Below are 17158 nucleotides of genomic sequence, written 5' to 3'. Positions count from 1 at the left end.
GAACCTTCCGGCGCGCGGGCGGTACACACGCGCAACCAAGGATCCCCATGTTGAAGTGGCTCAACGTCAGGAAGAAGCGCGAGGACGCCCCGGCCGACGGCCGCGGGCCGGCCGCCGAGCGGCTGGAGCTGGCGTTGCTGGACGGTGTCAGGCGCGGCCAGCGGGACGAGTTCGACGCGCTGTACCGGCTTTACCACCCGAGGTTGTCGCGCTTTCTGGTGCACATGCTGCGGCAGCCGGACGTACTGGAAGAGGTGTTGAACGACACCCTGCTGGTCGTCTGGCAGCGCGCCGACAGCTTCGACGGGCGCAGCAAGCTCTCGACCTGGATCTTCGGCATTGCCTACCGCAAGGCGCTGAAGGCATTGAGCCGGCAGGACCTGCCGGTGGACGCCGAATCTGCCGAAGAGCCCGTCGACACCGCGCCGGGGCCGGAGCAGCGTATGGGGCTGGCGCAATTGCGCGGGCGGCTGCGCGCGGCGATGGCAGAGCTGTCGCCGGAACACCGGGCCGTCGTGGAGCTCTGCTATTTCCATGACATGGCTTACGGTGATATCGCCGAGGTCGTCGGCAGCCCGGCCGAGACCGTGAAGACACGGATGTTTTATGCGCGGCGGCGCCTGCGCTTGTTGCTCGACGATCTGGCCGGGCACGGAGAACTGTGATGAGTGTGATCATCCCCATGGAACACGACGAGCACGCGGCCACCCAGGCCCTGCTGCCCTGGTATGCCCGTGGTCAGCTGGGCGAGGACGAGACTGCCCAGGTGCAGCGCCATCTGCTGCACTGTCAGGCCTGCCGCAATGAGCTGGCGGCGGAGCAGCCCATGCAGACGCTGCTGAGCGTGGCTGGCGCGCCCATGGCGGCCGCTGACGTCGAGGCCGGCCTGGCCAGGATGCATGCCCTGATGCAGCCTGCTGCAGCCCGACCTGCTGCGGTGCCGCGCTGGATCCCCTGGGCCCTGGGCATCCAGGGCGCGGCCGTCGCGCTGCTGCTGGGCCTGCTGCTGACGACGCGCCAGGACGAGGCGGCCTACCAGGGCCTGTCGGCCGCCGGCAGCGCTCCCGTGGTGGCGGACGCCCTTGTCATGTTCAAGCCCGGTACCAGCGAGCAGGCCGTGCGCGAACTGCTGCAGGACGAGAAGGCCGGCGTCGTTGCCGGACCAACGGAGGCCGGGGCCTGGCTGCTGCGTGTCGACGCCCGCGGCCTGGCAGCCCTGCGCATGGCGCCCATCGTTGCCATGGCGGAGCCGCTGCAACCGGGGCCGGCGCGATGAGCATGCTGCTGCGCCTGCTGGCACTGCTGCTGTGCTGTGTCGTCAGCCCGGCCTTTGCCCAGGCCGAGGAGGCCCAGCGCCAGGTGCTCGTCATGCTGCAGCTGCCCAAGGCCCATTACCGGCCGGACGGCAGCTACGCCGGCACCTACGGCGAGGGCGTGGGCCGGCAGTCGCGCCAGCAGATGGCCCAGGCATTGGCCCAGGCCCACAAGCTGGAGATGCGCAGCGAATGGGCCATGCCTCTGGCGGGCGTGGACTGCTTCGTCATGCGCCTGCCCGATGGCGACGCGCGCACGTCCGCCGAGGCTGCCCGGGCCGTGGCTGAGGACCGGCGTGTCGCCTGGGCCCAGCCGGTGGGCCTCTACCGTGCCCAGGGCAGCGAGCAGGAGCCGCTCTACGCGGCCCAGCCGGCCGCCGGCCAATGGCATCTGGCCGAACTGCACAAGCTGGCCACGGGCCGCGGCGTGCGCGTGGCCGTCGTCGACAGCGGCGTCGAGGCCCTGCACCCGGACCTGGCCGGCCAGGTGGTCTTCAACCAGAATTTCGTCGATGACAAGGCGCCGCCCGCCGAGGGCCATGGCACGGCGGTGGCGGGCATCATTGGTGCGAGGGCCGACAACGGCGCAGGCATTGCCGGCATTGCACCGCAGGCGCGCCTGCTGGCCCTGCGCGCCTGCTGGCAGGCCGCCCAGGACCAGACGCTGTGCACAAGCCTGGGCCTGGCCCGGGCGCTGTACGCGGCCATCCAGCAGGGCGCCGACATCATCAACATGAGCCTGGGCGGCCCTGACGACCGGCTGCTGGCCTTGCTGCTGGATCAGGCCCAGGCGCGCGGCGCGAGCGTCGTCGCAGCGCTTCCGGGCAGCGGCGGGCCCCACAACCAGTTCCCGGCCAATCACCCGGGCGTTTTCGTCGTCGGCAGCGGGCCGCCGTTGCCGGCGGGGGCGGTGATGGCGCCGGGGCGCGACGTGCCGAGCACCGCGGTTGGGGGCGGCTGGTCGCTGGTCACGGGCTCGTCGTTCGCGGCGGCCCACGCGGCCGGCCTGCTGGCGCTGGTGCGCGAGCTGGACGGCACGCGCGGTGCACTGGCGCTGAAGACGGCCCTCGTCACCGCCGCCGAGGGCCGCATCGACAGCTGCGCCACGCTGGCCCGCCATGCCGGCACGCGCGCACAGGCCTGCGCGGCACTGGGGCACACTGCCGATTGATGTCTCCCCCCGCGCGCCTGGCCCGACTGACGACGCTGATCGCCACGCTGCTGTCCGGCGTGGGGGGTGCGCGCGCCGATGTGGGCGGCACGCTGGCGCTGCAGACGGATGCGCGCGAGCGCGGCATGTCCTACAGCCGCAATCGGCCCAGCGCCCAGGTCGGCCTGGCCTGGGACGGCGCGGCCGGCTGGTATGCCGGCGCCCAGCTGGCGCAGGCGCGCTTCGACGCCCGGCGCCGTGACGCCTCGCTGCTGGTCTATGGGGGCCGCGTGTTCGAGCTGGCGCCAGGGCTTGACGCCGAGGCCGGCGTGCTCACGCGCAGCTTCGAAAACGTGTCACGTTACGACTTCCACGAGGTCTATGTCGGTCTGCTGGGCGAGCGCTGGAACCTGCGGCTGTACCACTCACCCGACTACTACGGCAGCGGCCAGCGCAGTGCCTACGCCGAGCTCAACGGGCGCTGGCCGGTGGCCGATGGCTGGGCAGCTCTCGGCCATCTCGGCGTGCTGCGCGCGCTGGGGGGGGCGGACCTGCCCTACGTCGAGCCCCACGGCCCGACGCGGCTGGACCTGCGCCTGGGCGCGTCCTGGCAGCCGGGCGCTAGCAGCGAGCTGCAGCTCGCCTGGGTCTCGGTGAGCCGGGGCGGGCCCTACACCTGGCTGGATTCGACGCAGCGGCGCCGGGTGGTGCTCAACCTCACGACGGCCTTCTGAATCCCGGGCTTTCCTTGAACCCGAAACGGGCGGGTCGGCACTTACCACGCAGTGAGAGCCAGGAAAGGGCCGTGATGAGAATCTCGAGAACTTGGGGCGGCGCGCTCGCCGCCACGGCCGTGCTGGTTGCGGGCTGCGGCGGTGGCAGCGGCGCGGGGCTGGACGCCAACGGCCGGCCGCTCGGCGAGGGTGACGACCCTGGCGGCCCGATGACGGCCAGCTTCAGCTCCATCCAGTCGCATGTGTTCACGCCCATCTGCACGGCCTGCCATGCCGGTGGTGCGGCGCCGCAGGGCCTCAGGCTGGATGCGTCTAACAGCTTCACGATGCTGGTCGGCGTGGCCAGCGCCGAGGTGCCCGCGCTCAAGCGCGTGGCACCGGGCGATGCGGCCAACAGCTACCTCATCCACAAGCTCGAGGGCCACCAGGCGGTGGGCGCACGCATGCCCTTTGGCGGACCTTATCTGGATGCCCAGACCATCGCGCTGATCCGCCAGTGGATTGCCAACGGAGCGCAGAAATGAAGGCCGCGCGGATCCTCCTCGGCCTGGTTTTGCTGGCCCTCGTGTCGACGGCACGCGCCGAGCCCTATCTCGCCGTCCGCGCCGGCCTTAAATGCGTGGCCTGCCATGTGAATCCCACCGGCGGCGGCCTGCGCAACGCGGTGGGCAACAGCTTCGCGCAGAACGTCATCCCGGCCAACGCGCTGCCCGAGCCCCTGCAGGGCTGGACCGGCTCGCTGCTGGACGAGCGCCTGCGCCTGGGCGGGGACCTGCGTACGGCGACGACGCGCACCTCGGTCTCGGGCCAGCCCACGCGCAGCGTCGGCGGCACCGAGCAGGTGCGGCTCTATGCCGATCTGCAGCTGGTCAAGGACTACCTCGGCGCCTACCTTGACCAGCAGGTCGCCCCGGGCAAGTCCGAGCGGCAGGAGGCCTATGTGCGGCTGTCGACGCCCGGCCTCTCCTGGTACGCCAAGGCCGGCCAGTTCTACCTGCCGTTCGGCTGGCGGCTGCAGGACAGCCTGGCCTTCGTACGGCAGCTGAGCGGCGTCAGCATGACGGTTCCCGACAAGGGCCTGGAGCTGGGCCACGAGAGCGACGAGTGGTCCCTCCAGCTCGTGCGCAGCAACGGCCCTGGCAACAAGGGGGGCACGACGGGCCACCAGACCACGGCCCAGGCGATCTGGATGCAACCCTGGGGTCGCATCGGCGTGGCCGCGGCCCAGGTCAAGTCATCGGCCGGTGACCGCCAGGCCTGGGGCCTGTTCGCCGGCACGACGACCGGGCCTATCGCCTGGCTGGCCGAGTTCGACTTGGTCAGCGACGCCGGCTACCCCGAGGGCAGGCGCCGGCAGCTCGCGACGCTGCTTGAAGCCAATTGGCTGGTGCAGCAGGGCCACAACCTGAAGCTGACCAGCGAATACCTGGATCCAGACCGCCGCGTGGCCCATGACAACAAGGTGCGCTACAGCCTGGTCTATGAGTACACGCCCTTTGCCTTCGTGCAGCTGCGCGCGGGCTGGCGCAAGTTCGGCGGCATTCCGCAGAACGCGATCGACAACCGGCGGCAGGGCTTTGTCGAGCTGCATGGACTGTTCTAGCGTCACCGTCGAGCGACCCGTTGCGCCGGCACCCGCCATCACGCGGCTGCCGCTGGCGACGCTCTACCTCACCGAGCGCTGCAACTCGCGCTGCGTCAGCTGCGACTATTGGCGGCACGGGCGGCGGGACATCGACATCGAGACCGTCAGGCAGCTGCTGCCGGGGTTGCGCGACCTCGGCACGCAGACGGTGCTGGTTTCAGGCGGCGAGCCGCTGCTGCACCCGCAATGGACCGGCATCGCGGCCCTGCTGCGCGGCCAGGGCCACAGGCTCTGGCTGTTGACGGCCGGCCTTGCGCTGGCCAGGCACGCTGCCGAGGTGGCACGGCTGTTCGACCAGGTCACCGTCTCGCTGGACGGCAGCACGGCAGCGAGCTACGCGGCCATCCGTGGCCTGGACGCCTTCGAGGCCGTCTGCGCCGGTATCCGCGCCGCGGTGCGCGAGGGGCTGAACGTCGGCCTGCGCGTGACGGTGCAGCGCGGCAACGCGGGCGAGCTGGACGCACTCGTCGCGCTCGCGCACAAGCTTGGTGTGGCGGGCATCTCCTTCCTCGCCGCCGATGTCAGCCATGCCGAAGCCTTCGGCCGCCACGGCGAGCCGGTCGACAGCGTCGCGTTGCGGGCCGAGGATCTGCCGGCACTGGTCCGCAGCCTCGATGCGCTGGACGAAGCCGATTTCGCCAGTGGCTTCATCGCAGAGTCGCCCGCCAAGCTGCGTCGCATCGAGGCCCACTACCGCGCCCGGCTGGGCCTGGCCGCGCCGCCGCCGGTGCGATGCAACGCGCCCGAGCACTCGGTCGTCATCGAGGCCGATGGCGGCCTGCGGCCCTGCTTCTTCATCGCAGGCGGCTCAAAGCCTGGCGATGCCGGCCTGGTCGAGGGGATCAACTCGCCGTCGATGCGCCGGCTGCGCACCAGCATCCGTGCGGGTGAGCGGCCTGAGTGCCGGCACTGCGTCTGCTCCAAGTGGTTTGAGTCATGAACAGCCTCGCCAACGAAGCCGCCTATGACCTCTGGGCCGAGCGCTATCCGCCGCTGCCGCACAACCCGCTGATGCGCGCCGAGCAGGCCGCGGTGCTGGGCTTGCTGCCCGGCCTGGCTGGCCAGCGTGCGCTGGACCTGGCCTGTGGCAGCGGACGCTACGGCCTGCTGCTGCAGCAGCGGGGTGCAGGCATCGTCGTGGGCTGCGACCTGTCCGCCGGCATGCTGGCCCGGGCGCCACTCGCGCACCGCGTTCGCGCTGACATGCTGAGCCTGCCCTTCGCCGCGGCGAGCTTCGACATCGTCGTCTCGGGCCTGGCCGTCGGCCATGCGCCCAGCCTCGACGCCTGGATGGTGGAGGTCGCGCGCGTGCTGGCGCCCGGTGGCCGGCTGGTCTACTCGGATTTTCACGTCGACGCCGCGGGCGCAGGCATGACGCGCAGCTTCACCGACGCCGCCGGCCAGCGCCACGAGCTGCTGCACGCGCTCTACGGCCTCGACGCTCACCGGGCCGCCGCCGGTCGGGCCGGTCTGGTACTGCAAGCCAGCCGAGAGGTGTGCGTCGGGCGCGAGCTTCGCGAGCCTTTCGCCGGCTCCGAGGCTTTCTACGCGCGCTGGGCGGGGCTGGCCGTCGTGCTGGCATTGAGGCTGGTGAAGCCATGAGGCTCCACCTGGTCAACGCAGCGGGTGGCAGGAGCCTGGGCATGGAGGGCGGGCGCATCGCTGCCGGATCCGGCGGCCGGCGCATCGACCTCGATGGCGCGCGCCTGCTGCCTGGCCTCATCAACGCGCATGACCACCTGCACCTTAACGGCGCGCTGCCGCGGCTGAAGTTTCGCGATGGCTATCGCAATGCCAGCGCCTGGATTGCCGACATCACGCCGTGCCTGGCCACCGACCCGGGCCTGCTGGCGCACAGAGCCCTGCCGCGCGCCGAGCGTCTGCTGGCGGGCGGCGTGAAGAATCTCCTGAGTGGCGTGACGACAGTGCTGCACCACGATCCGCGTGCGGCGCTGCTGGACGAGCCGGACTTCCCCATCGACGCGCCCGAGCCCGGCGGCTGGTCCCACTCGCTGGCACTGGACGGCGAGGAGGCCGTGCGCACCTCGCACCGGGCGACGCCGGCCGGACGCTCCTGGATCATTCACGCGGCCGAGGGCATGGACACGGCTGCGGCCCTGGAGTTCGACCGTCTCGAAGCCCTCGGCTGCATCGCGCCGGGCACGCTGCTGGTGCACGGCCTTGCCCTGAGCGCCGCGCAGCAGCGCCGCGCCGTCGACGCGGGGGCGGGCGTCGTCTGGTGTCCCGGGTCCAACCTGCACCTGTTCGGCCGCACGCTGGACCCGGATTGGCTGTTCGCCCAGGGCCGGCTGGCGCTTGGCAGCGACTCGCGCATCAGCGGCGGGCGCGACCTGCTGGCCGAACTCGCGCTCGTGCGCGGGCTGACCGGCTGGCCTGATGAACGGCTGGAGGCCTGGGTCACAGAGGGCGCGGCCCGGCTGCTGGGCCTTCACGACCGTGGCCGGCTGGAGCCGGGCCTGCGCGCCGACCTGATTGCGCTGCCCCCAGGTCTGCCGCTGTCGCGTGCGTCGCGGGCCGACCTGCGCCTGGTGGTGGTGGCGGGACGGCCGCTGTATGCCGACGCCGACCTGGGCGAAGCGCTGGGCCTGGTGCCTGTGCGCGTCGACGGCCGCCTCAAGGCCATCGCTGCGCATCTGCTCGTCGCCGAGCCTGGCCTGGAACGGCTGGCCGAGGAGGCGCCGGCATGAGTCGCGTGCTGCTCATCAACCCACGCATCACGTCCAATGCGCGCTTCCCGCTGGCCGTCATGCAGCTGGCTGCCGCGCTGAAGGGCCGCCATACGACGCGCATCCTCGACGGCAACCTGGACCGCCACCTGCCGGATACCGCCGCCGCCGCCGTGCGCGAGGGCGGCTATGCGGCCGTGGGGCTGTCCGTCATGGGCGGGCCCCAGTTGCCGGCGGCGCTGGCCGTGTCGCGCGCCATCCGCGCCGTCGCGCCCCGGTTGCCCATTGTCTGGGGCGGCTATTTCCCTACGCTGTGCACCGACGCAGCCCTGAACAGCGACTGCGTGGACTTCGCGCTGCGCGGTCAGGGAGAACAGGGCTTTCTGGAGCTGCTTGACGCATTGGCCGGCGGTGCGCCGCCGGACGATGTCGCGGGCCTGTCCTGGCGCCGCGATGGCGAGGTCGTGCATAACGCCGACCGCGGCTTCTCGACCGCGCCGCTGCGGCTGGAGCTCGGCTACGACGAGGTCGACGACCCGCAGCGCTACCTGGGCCCTACCTACCTCGGCCGCCGCACCACCGGCTACCAGGCGGCGCTGGGCTGCCGCTACCGCTGCAGCTTCTGCGGCGTGGCGGCGATGTTCCGCGGCAAGACGGCCTTGCCCGAGGCCGAGCGCCTGGAGCGCGACCTGCGCCTGCTGCAGAGCCGCTTCGGCGCGGACTCGGTGCAGTTCTACGACCACAACTTCTTCGATCGCGAGGTCGACATGCAGCCGCTGCTGGAAGTGCTCGCGCGGCTGCAGCTGCCCTGGTGGTGCTATGCCCGCGCCGATGCGCTGCTGGGCCTGTCGCCGGCGTCGTGGGAACTGGTGCGTCGCAGCCGCCTGCGCATGGCCTACATTGGCGCCGAGTCGCCCAGCGACGGCCTGCTGCGCGACATGCGCAAGGGCAGCCGGGCCGATCAGACGCTGGCCGCCGTCGAGGCCTGCCGCGCCAACGGCGTCGTGCCCGAGCTGTCCTTCATGCTGGCGCCGCCGCAGGATCCCGAGGGCGAGACGGAGAAGACCTTTGCCTTCATCCGCCAGATCAAGCGCCTGCACCCCGGCGCCGAGATCATGCTGCACATCCACACGCCGCTGCCGCCGCGGCGCCTCGGAGGCGGCAAGGAAGGCCGCTGGACGCCGCGCGACCCGGCCCTGCCGCGCGGCTTCGTGTTTCCGGACAGTGCCGACGCCTGGGCGCAGCAGGCCTGGGTGGACTACTGGTGTCACAGGGATGCGCCCTGGATGGCGCCCGCGCTGCGCCAGCGCATCCAGGACTTCCGCACCGTGCTGGGCTGCCGCTTCCCGACGCTGACCGACATCCGCGCACCGCGCTGGCAGAAGGCCGCCCTGCGCGCGGCCTCTGCCTGGCGCTACCGCCTGGCGCGCTACGACAGGCCGCGCGAGCTGCGCTGGCTGGAGCGCGCCGTGAAGCTCTGGGACCCGCAACTGAATGCACTCTGACATGGCCCGCGTCCTGCAGATCAGCTTTCACCGCGACCCGAAGGGCCGCGCGCCCGAGCGCCTGCTGCAGGACTGGCCCACCGTCACCCAGCTCGCCGAGGCTGCGTCGGGCGCCGGCGCCGAGGTGAACGTCGTGCAGGCCTGTGCCGGCGTGGCGCACGTGCGGCGCGGCGGTATCGACTATCACTTTCTGCCCTGCGACAGCCAGCCCGAGCGGTTGATCGAGTTGTTCGAGCGTCTGCGGCCGCAGGTGGTGCATGTGCAGGGCCTGGGCTTTGTGCAGCAGGTGCGGGCGCTTGCGGCCCTTGCACCCGGCCGGCCCATCGTGCTGCAGGACCGTGCCGATGCGCCGCCGCGCCCCTGGCATTGGCCGGCCTGGCGGCGTGCGCTGGCGACGGCGCGGGGCCTGATGTTCTGCTCGCGCGATCAGGCCTTGCCCTTCCGCCGCCGCGGCCTCATCACGGCCGCCACGCGCGTCTACGAAGTGCCGGGGTCGAGCTGCGGCTTCACGCCGCACGACCTGCCAGTTGCGCGCGCCGAGACCGGCCTGGCCGGCTCCCCCTGCCTGCTGTGGGTGGCGCACCTGGACGCCAACAAGGACCCGCTGGCCGTGCTCGACGGCGTGGCGCTGGCGGCGCAGCGCCTGCCGGGCCTGCAGCTGTGGCTCTGCTATGACCGCGCACCGCTTTACGAGGCGGTCCGCGAGCGGATGCGCTCGCCCGCGCTGGCCGGCCGCGTGCATCTGCTCGGCACCCAGCCGCATGCACGCATCGAGATGTTGATGGCGGCGGCAGACGTCCTCGTGCAGGGCAGCCACCGCGAGGCCACGGGATTCAGCGTCGTCGAGGCCCTGGCCTGCGGCCTGGCCGTGGCGGTGACCGACATCCCGTCCTTCCAAGCGCTGGTCTCGGGCTGTCCGGCCGCGCGGCTGTGGCCGGCGGGCGATGCCGCGCGCCTGGCCGATGCCATCGTGGAGCTGGCCGCCCTGCCGGCGGCGCCCCGCCGCGCCTGGGCCCGCGCGCGTTTCGAGTCGCACTGCTCGGCCCAGGCCCTGGGCCGCTGCCTCGCGGCGGCCTACGACGATTTGCTCGCGGCATGAACAGCATCGTCCTCGCCACGGCGGCCGTCGATTTCCGGCGCGCCTTCCTCGTCAACCTGGCCTCGTCCACCGGCGGCGTCGCCACGCGCTTTCTGCTGGGCCTGCTGCTGGCGCGGCTGCTGCAGCCGGCCGAGCTGGGGCTGTATGCCGTGGGCCTGGCGGTCTTCAGCGTCGTGCAGCTGCTGCGCGACGCGGGCGTCTCGGCCTATCTGCAGCGCGAGCCCGTGCTGACGCCGGCGCGCTTCTCGGCCTGCCTGGGGTTGCTGGCATGCACGACGGGGCTGGCGACGCTGGCCTTGCTGATGCTGGCCGAACCGCTGGCCACGCACTTCGGCCAGGCCGGCCTCGTCGCGCTGCTGCAGGTGCTGGCCCTGGGCCTGCTGCTGTCGGCGTATGGCAGCGTCATGGCCGCGCTGCAGTTGCGCGAGCTGGCGGCGGCGCGCATCGCCTTCGTGTCGCGCATCGGCACGCTCGCGCATGCGGGCGTGGCCGTGCTGCTGTCGCTTGAAGGCTGGGGCGCGCTGGGCCTGGCCTGGGCCCAGGTCGCCGGCATCCTCGTCTGCGGCCTGGCCTATGCGTGCATGCCGACGGAGCGCAGCTGGCGGCCGTCGGCGCGGGGCTGGGCCGAAGTGCTGGGTTTCGGCAGCGGGGCCCTGTTCGTCGGCCTTCTGAGCGGCGTCAACGCCGTGCTGCCTGACCTGTGGCTGGGGCGGCTGGGCTCGGCCCACCTCGTCGGCCTGCTCGGCCGCGCGCAGTCGGCAGTCAGCCTGCTGCAGGCGGTCTCCGGCCAGGCCTTGAGCTTTGGGGCCCTTCCTGTGCTGGCCGGGCGTCACGCACGGGCCGAGAGCCTGGAGCCGGCGCTGCGCCGTGCGACCGCGTTGCTGACCGGCCTGGGCTGGCCGCTGCTCGCGCTGACCGTCGCCTACCGTGAACCGCTGGTGCGATGGCTCTACGGCCCGGCCTGGGTCGACTGCACGCCCGCCGTGCCGCCCCTGGCGCTGGCGGCGGCACTGGGACTGGTGTTCACGCAGCTGGGCGCTGCACTGGCGGCCGTGGGCCGGCCGGGGCTGGCGGCCTGGCCCGCCGGCGTGACGCTGGCTGCGCGCCTCGTGCTGGGTGTCGCGCTCTTCGACGGCAGCCTGGTCTCGTTCGCCTGGGCGTTGTGCGGGGCGGCCTGCCTGGCGCTGCCTGTCCAGCTCTGGCTGGCGGCCCGCCTTCTTGGCCAGCCCCCCCGCGCCCTGGCGGCTGCACTGGGCGGAAGTGCGCTGACGGCGCTGGCTGTGCTGGCCGTGCCGCTGACGTTGGCTCCCATCGCCTGCATTGCGGTCTGGCGCTGGTGCCGCCACCCCTTGCTCGACGAGCTGGATCAGCTCGTGCGGCGCCGCATGACGAGCAGGAAATGATCGCCAAGCCTGCTGACGCCCGGCCAGCCGGCCACGCGCCGGTCCAGTGCCCACAGCCGTTCATGCCAGCGTGGGTGGCGCTCGGCCAGCCAGGTCAGGTAGGGCGGCGGCACGAAGATGCACAGGCCGCGTTGCACCTCCAGCTCGAAGTCCTCGGCGAAGGGCGCGAAGAACTCGGCAGGCGTGTAGTAGCGCGTCCAGATCGTGCGGCCGTTCATGCCTACGGCGACGGTGTCTCGCGCGAAGCGGATGCCGGCGCGCGCCCAGCGGCGCTGACGCAGGTAGTGGACGATCTCCCAGGGGCACCAGCGTCCTATGACGGTGAAGACGAGGCGGCCTCCTGGCCTGATCAGGCGCGCACACTCGCCTGCCACGGCGTCCAGGTCGGGCACGCAGTTCAGCGGGCCGAGGTTGGAGTAGGCACCGTCGAAGGCGGCGTCGCCTTCAAGACGCTGCAGTTCGTGGGCGCCGATGGCGCGCACGTCGACGTCCAGGCCTGCTTCGCGGGCGCGCTCGCGTGTGCGCTCGACCATGCGCCCGGACCAGTCCGTCGCTGTCACGCGATGGCCAAGCCCGGCCAGGTGCACGGCATCCAGCCCTGTGCCGCAGCCGAGGTCGATGAGGCGGCTGCCTGGCGCGAAGCTCGCGTCCAGCCAGCGCCACATCTCGGCGCGCATGTCCTGGATGGCCGTGTTGTTGCCGCGCGGCCCGTCGTAGTCGGCGGCGACGCTGTCGAAGGCCTCTTGGGTGTCAAGCAGTCGGGATTGGGTGCTCATGGGGGAGGCTTGCTGTGAAGATCGCGGTCGTCGTGCCTGGCGGCGTGGACCGCTCGGGCGAGGTGAGGGTGGTGCCGGCTCTGCTGGCACTGCTCAGGCGCCTGTCTGTGCGGCACGAAGTACATGTTTTTGCGCTGCGCCAGGAGGCCCGGGCCGGCGAGTGGTGGCTGTGCGGTGCGCGCGTGCACAACATCGGCGGCCCCAGCCTGGCCCTGGGCCAGCTGCGTGCCGTGTGGGCGATCGCGAAGGAGCACCGGCGAGGCCGCTTCGATGTCGTGCAGGCCATCTGGTCGGGTGCGGCCGGCGTGGTAGCGGTGACTGCGGCGCGGCTGCTGGGCCTGCGCTGCGCCGTGCACGTGGCCGGCGGCGAGCTGGTCGCGCTGCGCGACATCGGCTACGGCGGCCGCCAGGACTGGCGCGGCCGGTTGCGAGAGGCGTTTGTGCTGCAGGGCGCCGACGCGCTGACGGCGGCCAGCCAGCCCGTGCTGGATCAGCTGGAGGCGCTTGGCCGCACCGGCCGCCGGCTGCCGTTGGGCGTGGATCTCTGCGCCTGGCCACCATGCGAGCCGCGTCCGCGCGAACCTGGCGAGCCGCTGCGCCTCGTGCAGCTGGCCAGCCTCAACCGCGTGAAGGACCAGGCCTGCCTGTTGCAGGCGCTGGCCCTGCTGCCGGACGTGGCGCTGGATCTCATCGGCGAGGACACCCTGCACGGCGAGATCCAGGCCCTCGCCGCGCGGCTGGGCCTGGGCATGCGGGTGCGCTTTCATGGCTTCAGGGCGCAGGCCGAGCTGCGGCCGCTGCTCGCCCGTGCGCATCTGCACGTCATCACCTCGCGGCACGAGGCCGGGCCGCTGGCGGTGCTGGAGGCTGCGGTACTCGGCGTGCCCAGTGTCGGCACGGCGGTCGGACACCTGGCCGAGTGGGCGCCGCAGGCAGCCCTGGTGGTCAGGCCCGGCGACGCCCCGGGTCTGGCCGCGCTGATCGCCCGCGTGGACAGCGACGAGGGCCTGCGGCTGCAGCTGGCACGCGCAGCGCAACGCTGCGCGCTTGCCGAGGATGCGGACTTCAGCCATGGCCGGTTCGAGCAGCTTCATGCCGGGCTGGCGGGCCGGTAGGCGAGGGCACGATGCAGCGAGTACAGCGTCTGCGCCCGTGGTGGCGCGCCGAGCAGGAAGCTCAGCGCCTTGCGCCAGGGCGGCCGGCGTGTCCAGGCCGAGCCGGCCAGGGAGTGCTGGCGTGGCAGCAGCTGCGCCGTGGCGGCCCGCTCCGGTGGGTGCAGGCGCTGCCAGGCCAGGCCCAGGGCTTCGGCGGGACTGCGCGTCCAGTCCAGGCCGGGCAGCACCGGAATGGCCAGGCGCGACAGCGACACGTCGGCCAGCTCGCAGCCGGCAAGGCTGCGGCGCAGCCGTGGCGGGCAGGCAGCGACGGCCATGGCGGGCAGGGCCGGCATCCAGCCTGGGAACAGCCGCTGCGCCAGCGTCAGCGGTGGCACGGCCCACCAGGCAGCGCGGCCGTCCGAGGCCGGGGCCAGCGCTTCGTCCCAGTCGGCAGCGTTCAGTTGTCCCGCCAGCAGCGCGATGTCGTGCAGCTGGATCAGCCGCACGCTGCGGCCGCACAGGTTGCCGGCAGTGTGCAGCAGCAGATGGCGCATCAGTGCGGCGGTGCTGGAGTAGCCGTTCAGCCCTGGCCGGGGTGCGGTGGGCAGCAGCCCGGACGTGATGTCGACCTCGTGCAGCGGCAGGGGCTCGCGGACGGCCCAGTGCAGCTCGATCTTGACCGGGTTGTCTTCGTGCTCGCCAAAGGCACGGTCGGCCGGCTGCCGCAGCGGCTCGTAAGCGACATGGCGGTGCTGGCGCAGGCCCGGTGCATAGCCGGCGGTGAGGATGAGGCGGTCGGCCGCATCGGCATGGCTTGGGCGGGCCAGCAGGTCCACGTCGCTCATCGGCCGCTCGCCCGGGGCGTAAAGGCCCAGCGGCAGCAGGGCCGAGCCCTTCATGGCCAGCAGTGGCAGGCCGGCCTCCTGGCTCGCGCGGTCCAGCCGTGCCAGCAGGGTGCGGATGCGCTGCTCGCGACGGCGCCCCTGCTCGGCCTGCTCGGCCAGGAAGGCCTGCCAGGCCGTGGGCCCCTGCCAGCGCAGCCGGCCAGCCAGCCGGGCGCTGATGCCGTGCATGACGGACACGGCCATTGCGGCTCGCCATTCAAATTCATCCCATCCTGGCGCGACCAGGCCCGGCCGGGCCAGTTCGGCGGCCAGCTGCCTTGTCGTCATCCGCAGAGCCGCTTGCACGATGTTGGTGCCTGGCAATGCCATCTCTTTCAAGAGGCCTCTCCTTCATGAGCACCTGGCGCGCCGACCTCCGGCAGATTGCCGATCCCTTTGCCGAGCAGGCGCCGCTGGCGCTGCGCCGCGCCCATGCGCTGCTGGGCGCCCGCATCGAGTTCCTCAGCGACAGTGCCGAGCTGCTGGCCCTCGCCGATGCGGCCTATGCCGGCCTGCCGGCGCATGACCTGGGCGGGCCGGCGCTGCAGGTGGAGCTCAGGCTGATGGAGGGCGGCGACGCCTTCGCCGCCGAGCCCCCTGCAGCGCGCATGCTGGGTGGCGCGGGCCTGCTGGGCGCGGCGATGGACGCGCACAACCTGGCACTGGTAAACCCGCAGGCCGGCCGCGCCGTCGTGCAGGTCTCGCGGGCGCTGCTGGGCTGGCCCTATCACGCACGCTACGAGCTCATCGAGTTCGCCGTCTTCACGCTGGCCTGCCGCGCCCAGGGCCTGGTGGCGCTGCATGCCGGCTGCGTGGGATGGCGCGGCGCGGGCGCGCTGCTGATCGGCGCAAGCGGCGCGGGCAAGTCGACGCTGGCTCTGCAGGCGATGGCGCAGGGCCTGAGTTTTCTCACCGAGGACGCGAGCTTCGTCGACCCACGCACGCTGCGCGCGACGGGCGTGGCCAATTTCCTGCACCTGCGCTTTGACGCGTTGCACTGGGTGGAGGACGCGGCGCTGCGTGATCGCATCCAGGCTGCGCCGGTCATTCGCCGGCGCAGTGGCGTGGAGAAGCACGAGCTGGACTTGCGCGGTGGCTGGGCGTCGCTGTCCGCCGAGCCGCTGCGGCTGGCGCATCTGGTCTTTGCGTCGCCCGAAGCCGCGGCCGGCTGCGACTTGCTCAGGCCGCTGGATGCCATCGAGGTGCTGGAGCGCCTGCACATCAGCCAGCCTTATGCAGCCGCCCAGCCGGGCTGGGCGGCCTTCGTCCAGGGTTGTGCGCGGCTTCATGGCTGGGAGCTGCGTCGCGGCAGCCATCCACGCGCCGGGGCGGCGGCCTTGCAGGACCTGCTCATGGCATGACGGCCGCAGCCGGGCTGAGGCTGTCGATCAGGCTGGCCCAGCGGCGCCGGATCTCGTCACCTGCACGACGGCGCGCCTGCTGATCCAGCCGGCCGAGGTCGACCTGCGCGTGCAGCAGGTCGCGCACCGCACGGTAGACCTCGGTGCCGAAGCTGCCGCGGAACATCATGGCCAGGTCGGCACTGTCATCCCAATGGGTCTTGGCGCCGAGCTGGGCCTTGACCTGCTCGTGGAACCGCGTGCCCGGCAGCGGGTAGGACACGCTGACGCCGATGTCGTCGGGTCGCGCTTCCTCGATGAGCCGGCGGGTCTGCAGCAGTTCGGGCAGTCTCTCGCCGAGATAGCCGAGCTGGATGAAGAAGCCCACGCGCACCCCTGCGGCCTGCAGGCGGCGGCGGGCCTGGTGGATTTCGGCCACCGTCGTGCCCTTGTTCATGGCGTCCAGCACCCGCTGACTGCCACTCTCGGCGCCTATCCAGGCCTCATGGCAGCCGGCGTCGGCCAGTGCCTGGGCCATGGCGTCGCTGACGAGGTCGGCGCGGGTCTGGATGGCGAAAGGGATGCCGCCACCCAGCCGGTCCAGCTCGGCGGCGAAGCGCTGTACCCAGTCGGCGCGAAAGCCGAAGATGTCGTCGGCAAACCAGATGTGGTCGGGCGCGAAGCGGGCCTTGAGTTCGGCCATCTCGGCCGCCACCGCCGTGGCACTGCGCTGCTGGTAGCGCTGGCCCCAGATGGGCTTGGCACACCAGGCGCAGCGGAAGGAACAGCCCTTGGAGGCGGCCATGTTGAGGCTGAATCGGCCGTGGGCGGCGACCCAGGTGGCGCGGTAGCGCTCAATGTCGACGAGATCCCAGGCGACGGGCGCTTCGAGGTCGGCCGCTTCGTGGCGGGGCAGGGCGACGGTCTGCTCCAGCCCGGCGAGGAGGTTGGCGCCGGCCAGCGCCGGCTGGGCGTGCAGGCGGCGCAGCAGTGCGGGCAGCATGTCCAGGCCTTCGCCGCGCAGCGCGATGTCGGCACCGGCGCGCAGATAGACCTCGGGTGCATCGCTGGCGTCCGAACCCGCGACGATGACGCGAGCCCCGGCCCGGCGTGCGCTCGTGACCATGGCGCAGGCCGCCTCGCGCATCCTGGCCAGGCACATCTTGCTGAGGTAGTTGTAGTTGTCCTCGTAGAGCAGCACGACGTCGGGCCGCGCGGCTGCGAGGCTGGCGTCGAAGTCCTGTGTGCCCGTGGCCAGCATGGCGTCGAAGAGGGCAACGCCGTGGCCGAGGCGGCGCAGCATCTCTGCGACCTGCAGTGTTGCGAGCGGGGGGTAGGGCTTGGCGCGTTCGAACTGCTTGGCGTCGAAGCGCAAAAAGAAACTGTGGCCGACCAGGATGGAGAGCACGCCTTCTCCTTGGCATGGAGTCAGCAGGTGTGTGCCGTCCGGGGGGCGATGGGTTCAACCGGCGCGGCGGGAGGGGCGCGCCGCCGACTTGTAACGGCGAGCAAGAAGTGGGCGGAG

Annotated in this window: 17 protein-coding genes; 14 read left to right on the top strand and 3 right to left on the bottom strand. The window is 72.2% G+C overall.

What is annotated here, in order from left to right:
• The first annotated feature begins 47 nt into the window (after positions 1-47).
• The 12 genes from AC07VX_RS19040 (at position 48) to AC07VX_RS18985 (ending at position 11536) form a co-directional block, all read left to right on the top strand.
• The gene (locus tag AC07VX_RS19040) at positions 48-665 is read left to right on the top strand and encodes a sigma-70 family RNA polymerase sigma factor (protein WP_493165941.1); all 618 of its coding nucleotides are present in this window, start codon (positions 48-50) and stop codon (positions 663-665) included.
• Positions 665-1276 (top strand): zf-HC2 domain-containing protein, encoded by a 612-nt coding sequence (locus tag AC07VX_RS19035; RefSeq protein WP_493165942.1) that lies wholly within the window; start codon positions 665-667, stop codon positions 1274-1276. Before AC07VX_RS19040 ends, AC07VX_RS19035 begins: the two co-directional genes overlap by 1 nt.
• Positions 1273-2484, top strand: a complete 1212-nt coding sequence (locus AC07VX_RS19030) for a S8 family peptidase (RefSeq protein ID WP_493165943.1) — start codon at positions 1273-1275, stop codon at positions 2482-2484. Before AC07VX_RS19035 ends, AC07VX_RS19030 begins: the two co-directional genes overlap by 4 nt.
• A complete protein-coding gene (locus AC07VX_RS19025; RefSeq protein WP_493165944.1) occupies positions 2484-3197 on the top strand; it encodes a TorF family putative porin in 714 nt (237 codons plus the stop codon). The genes AC07VX_RS19030 and AC07VX_RS19025 overlap by 1 nt, the downstream gene beginning before the upstream one ends.
• Positions 3198-3271: 74 nt before the next feature.
• On the top strand, positions 3272-3721 hold the full coding sequence (locus AC07VX_RS19020) for a hypothetical protein (protein ID WP_493165945.1): 450 nt from the start codon (positions 3272-3274) through the stop codon (positions 3719-3721).
• Positions 3718-4800, top strand: coding sequence for a hypothetical protein (locus tag AC07VX_RS19015; RefSeq protein WP_493165946.1), 1083 nt, complete (start codon positions 3718-3720; stop codon positions 4798-4800). The genes AC07VX_RS19020 and AC07VX_RS19015 overlap by 4 nt, the downstream gene beginning before the upstream one ends.
• Complete coding sequence (locus AC07VX_RS19010; protein ID WP_493165947.1) at positions 4787-5782, top strand: radical SAM protein; 996 nt, start codon at positions 4787-4789, stop codon at positions 5780-5782. The genes AC07VX_RS19015 and AC07VX_RS19010 overlap by 14 nt, the downstream gene beginning before the upstream one ends.
• Entirely contained in the window at positions 5779-6444 is a 666-nt protein-coding gene (locus tag AC07VX_RS19005; RefSeq protein WP_493165948.1) for a class I SAM-dependent methyltransferase, read from the top strand. Before AC07VX_RS19010 ends, AC07VX_RS19005 begins: the two co-directional genes overlap by 4 nt.
• Entirely contained in the window at positions 6441-7550 is a 1110-nt protein-coding gene (locus AC07VX_RS19000) for an amidohydrolase family protein (protein ID WP_493165949.1), read from the top strand. The genes AC07VX_RS19005 and AC07VX_RS19000 overlap by 4 nt, the downstream gene beginning before the upstream one ends.
• Positions 7547-9034 (top strand): B12-binding domain-containing radical SAM protein, encoded by a 1488-nt coding sequence (locus tag AC07VX_RS18995; protein ID WP_493165950.1) that lies wholly within the window; start codon positions 7547-7549, stop codon positions 9032-9034. Before AC07VX_RS19000 ends, AC07VX_RS18995 begins: the two co-directional genes overlap by 4 nt.
• 1 nt (position 9035) lies before the next feature.
• Positions 9036-10133 carry a glycosyltransferase family 4 protein gene (locus tag AC07VX_RS18990; RefSeq protein ID WP_493165951.1) on the top strand — a complete coding sequence of 366 codons (1098 nt, stop codon included), beginning with the start codon at positions 9036-9038 and terminating at the stop codon, positions 10131-10133.
• Positions 10130-11536: an oligosaccharide flippase family protein gene (locus tag AC07VX_RS18985; protein WP_493165952.1), complete on the top strand. Its 1407-nt coding sequence runs from the start codon at positions 10130-10132 to the stop codon at positions 11534-11536. The genes AC07VX_RS18990 and AC07VX_RS18985 overlap by 4 nt, the downstream gene beginning before the upstream one ends.
• On the opposite strand, the gene AC07VX_RS18980 is transcribed toward AC07VX_RS18985, so the two are convergent.
• Positions 11500-12312 carry a class I SAM-dependent methyltransferase gene (locus AC07VX_RS18980; RefSeq protein ID WP_493165953.1) on the bottom strand — a complete coding sequence of 271 codons (813 nt, stop codon included), beginning with the start codon at positions 12310-12312 and terminating at the stop codon, positions 11500-11502. The genes AC07VX_RS18985 and AC07VX_RS18980 overlap by 37 nt on opposite strands.
• A gap of 14 nt (positions 12313-12326) precedes the next feature.
• Here AC07VX_RS18980 and AC07VX_RS18975 point away from each other — a divergent pair, with 14 nt between their 5' ends.
• Positions 12327-13427, top strand: coding sequence for a glycosyltransferase family 4 protein (locus AC07VX_RS18975; RefSeq protein ID WP_493165954.1), 1101 nt, complete (start codon positions 12327-12329; stop codon positions 13425-13427).
• Here AC07VX_RS18975 and AC07VX_RS18970 read toward each other — a convergent pair.
• A complete protein-coding gene (locus tag AC07VX_RS18970) occupies positions 13403-14581 on the bottom strand; it encodes a nucleotidyltransferase family protein (RefSeq protein ID WP_495122024.1) in 1179 nt (392 codons plus the stop codon). The two genes, AC07VX_RS18975 and AC07VX_RS18970, sit on opposite strands and share 25 nt — an antisense overlap.
• Before the next feature lie 65 nt (positions 14582-14646).
• Between AC07VX_RS18970 and AC07VX_RS18965 the strand changes: the two genes are divergently transcribed.
• Positions 14647-15654, top strand: a complete 1008-nt coding sequence (locus tag AC07VX_RS18965) for a hypothetical protein (protein WP_493165955.1) — start codon at positions 14647-14649, stop codon at positions 15652-15654.
• Here AC07VX_RS18965 and AC07VX_RS18960 read toward each other — a convergent pair.
• Complete coding sequence (locus AC07VX_RS18960; RefSeq protein WP_493165956.1) at positions 15644-17041, bottom strand: B12-binding domain-containing radical SAM protein; 1398 nt, start codon at positions 17039-17041, stop codon at positions 15644-15646. The two genes, AC07VX_RS18965 and AC07VX_RS18960, sit on opposite strands and share 11 nt — an antisense overlap.
• Positions 17042-17158: the final 117 nt, after the last annotated feature.

This window comes from Roseateles sp. GW821-FHT03B02 (genome assembly GCF_059421025.1).
Note: the sequence above shows the minus strand (reverse complement) of the source record. Positions and strands in the feature narration are given on the sequence as shown.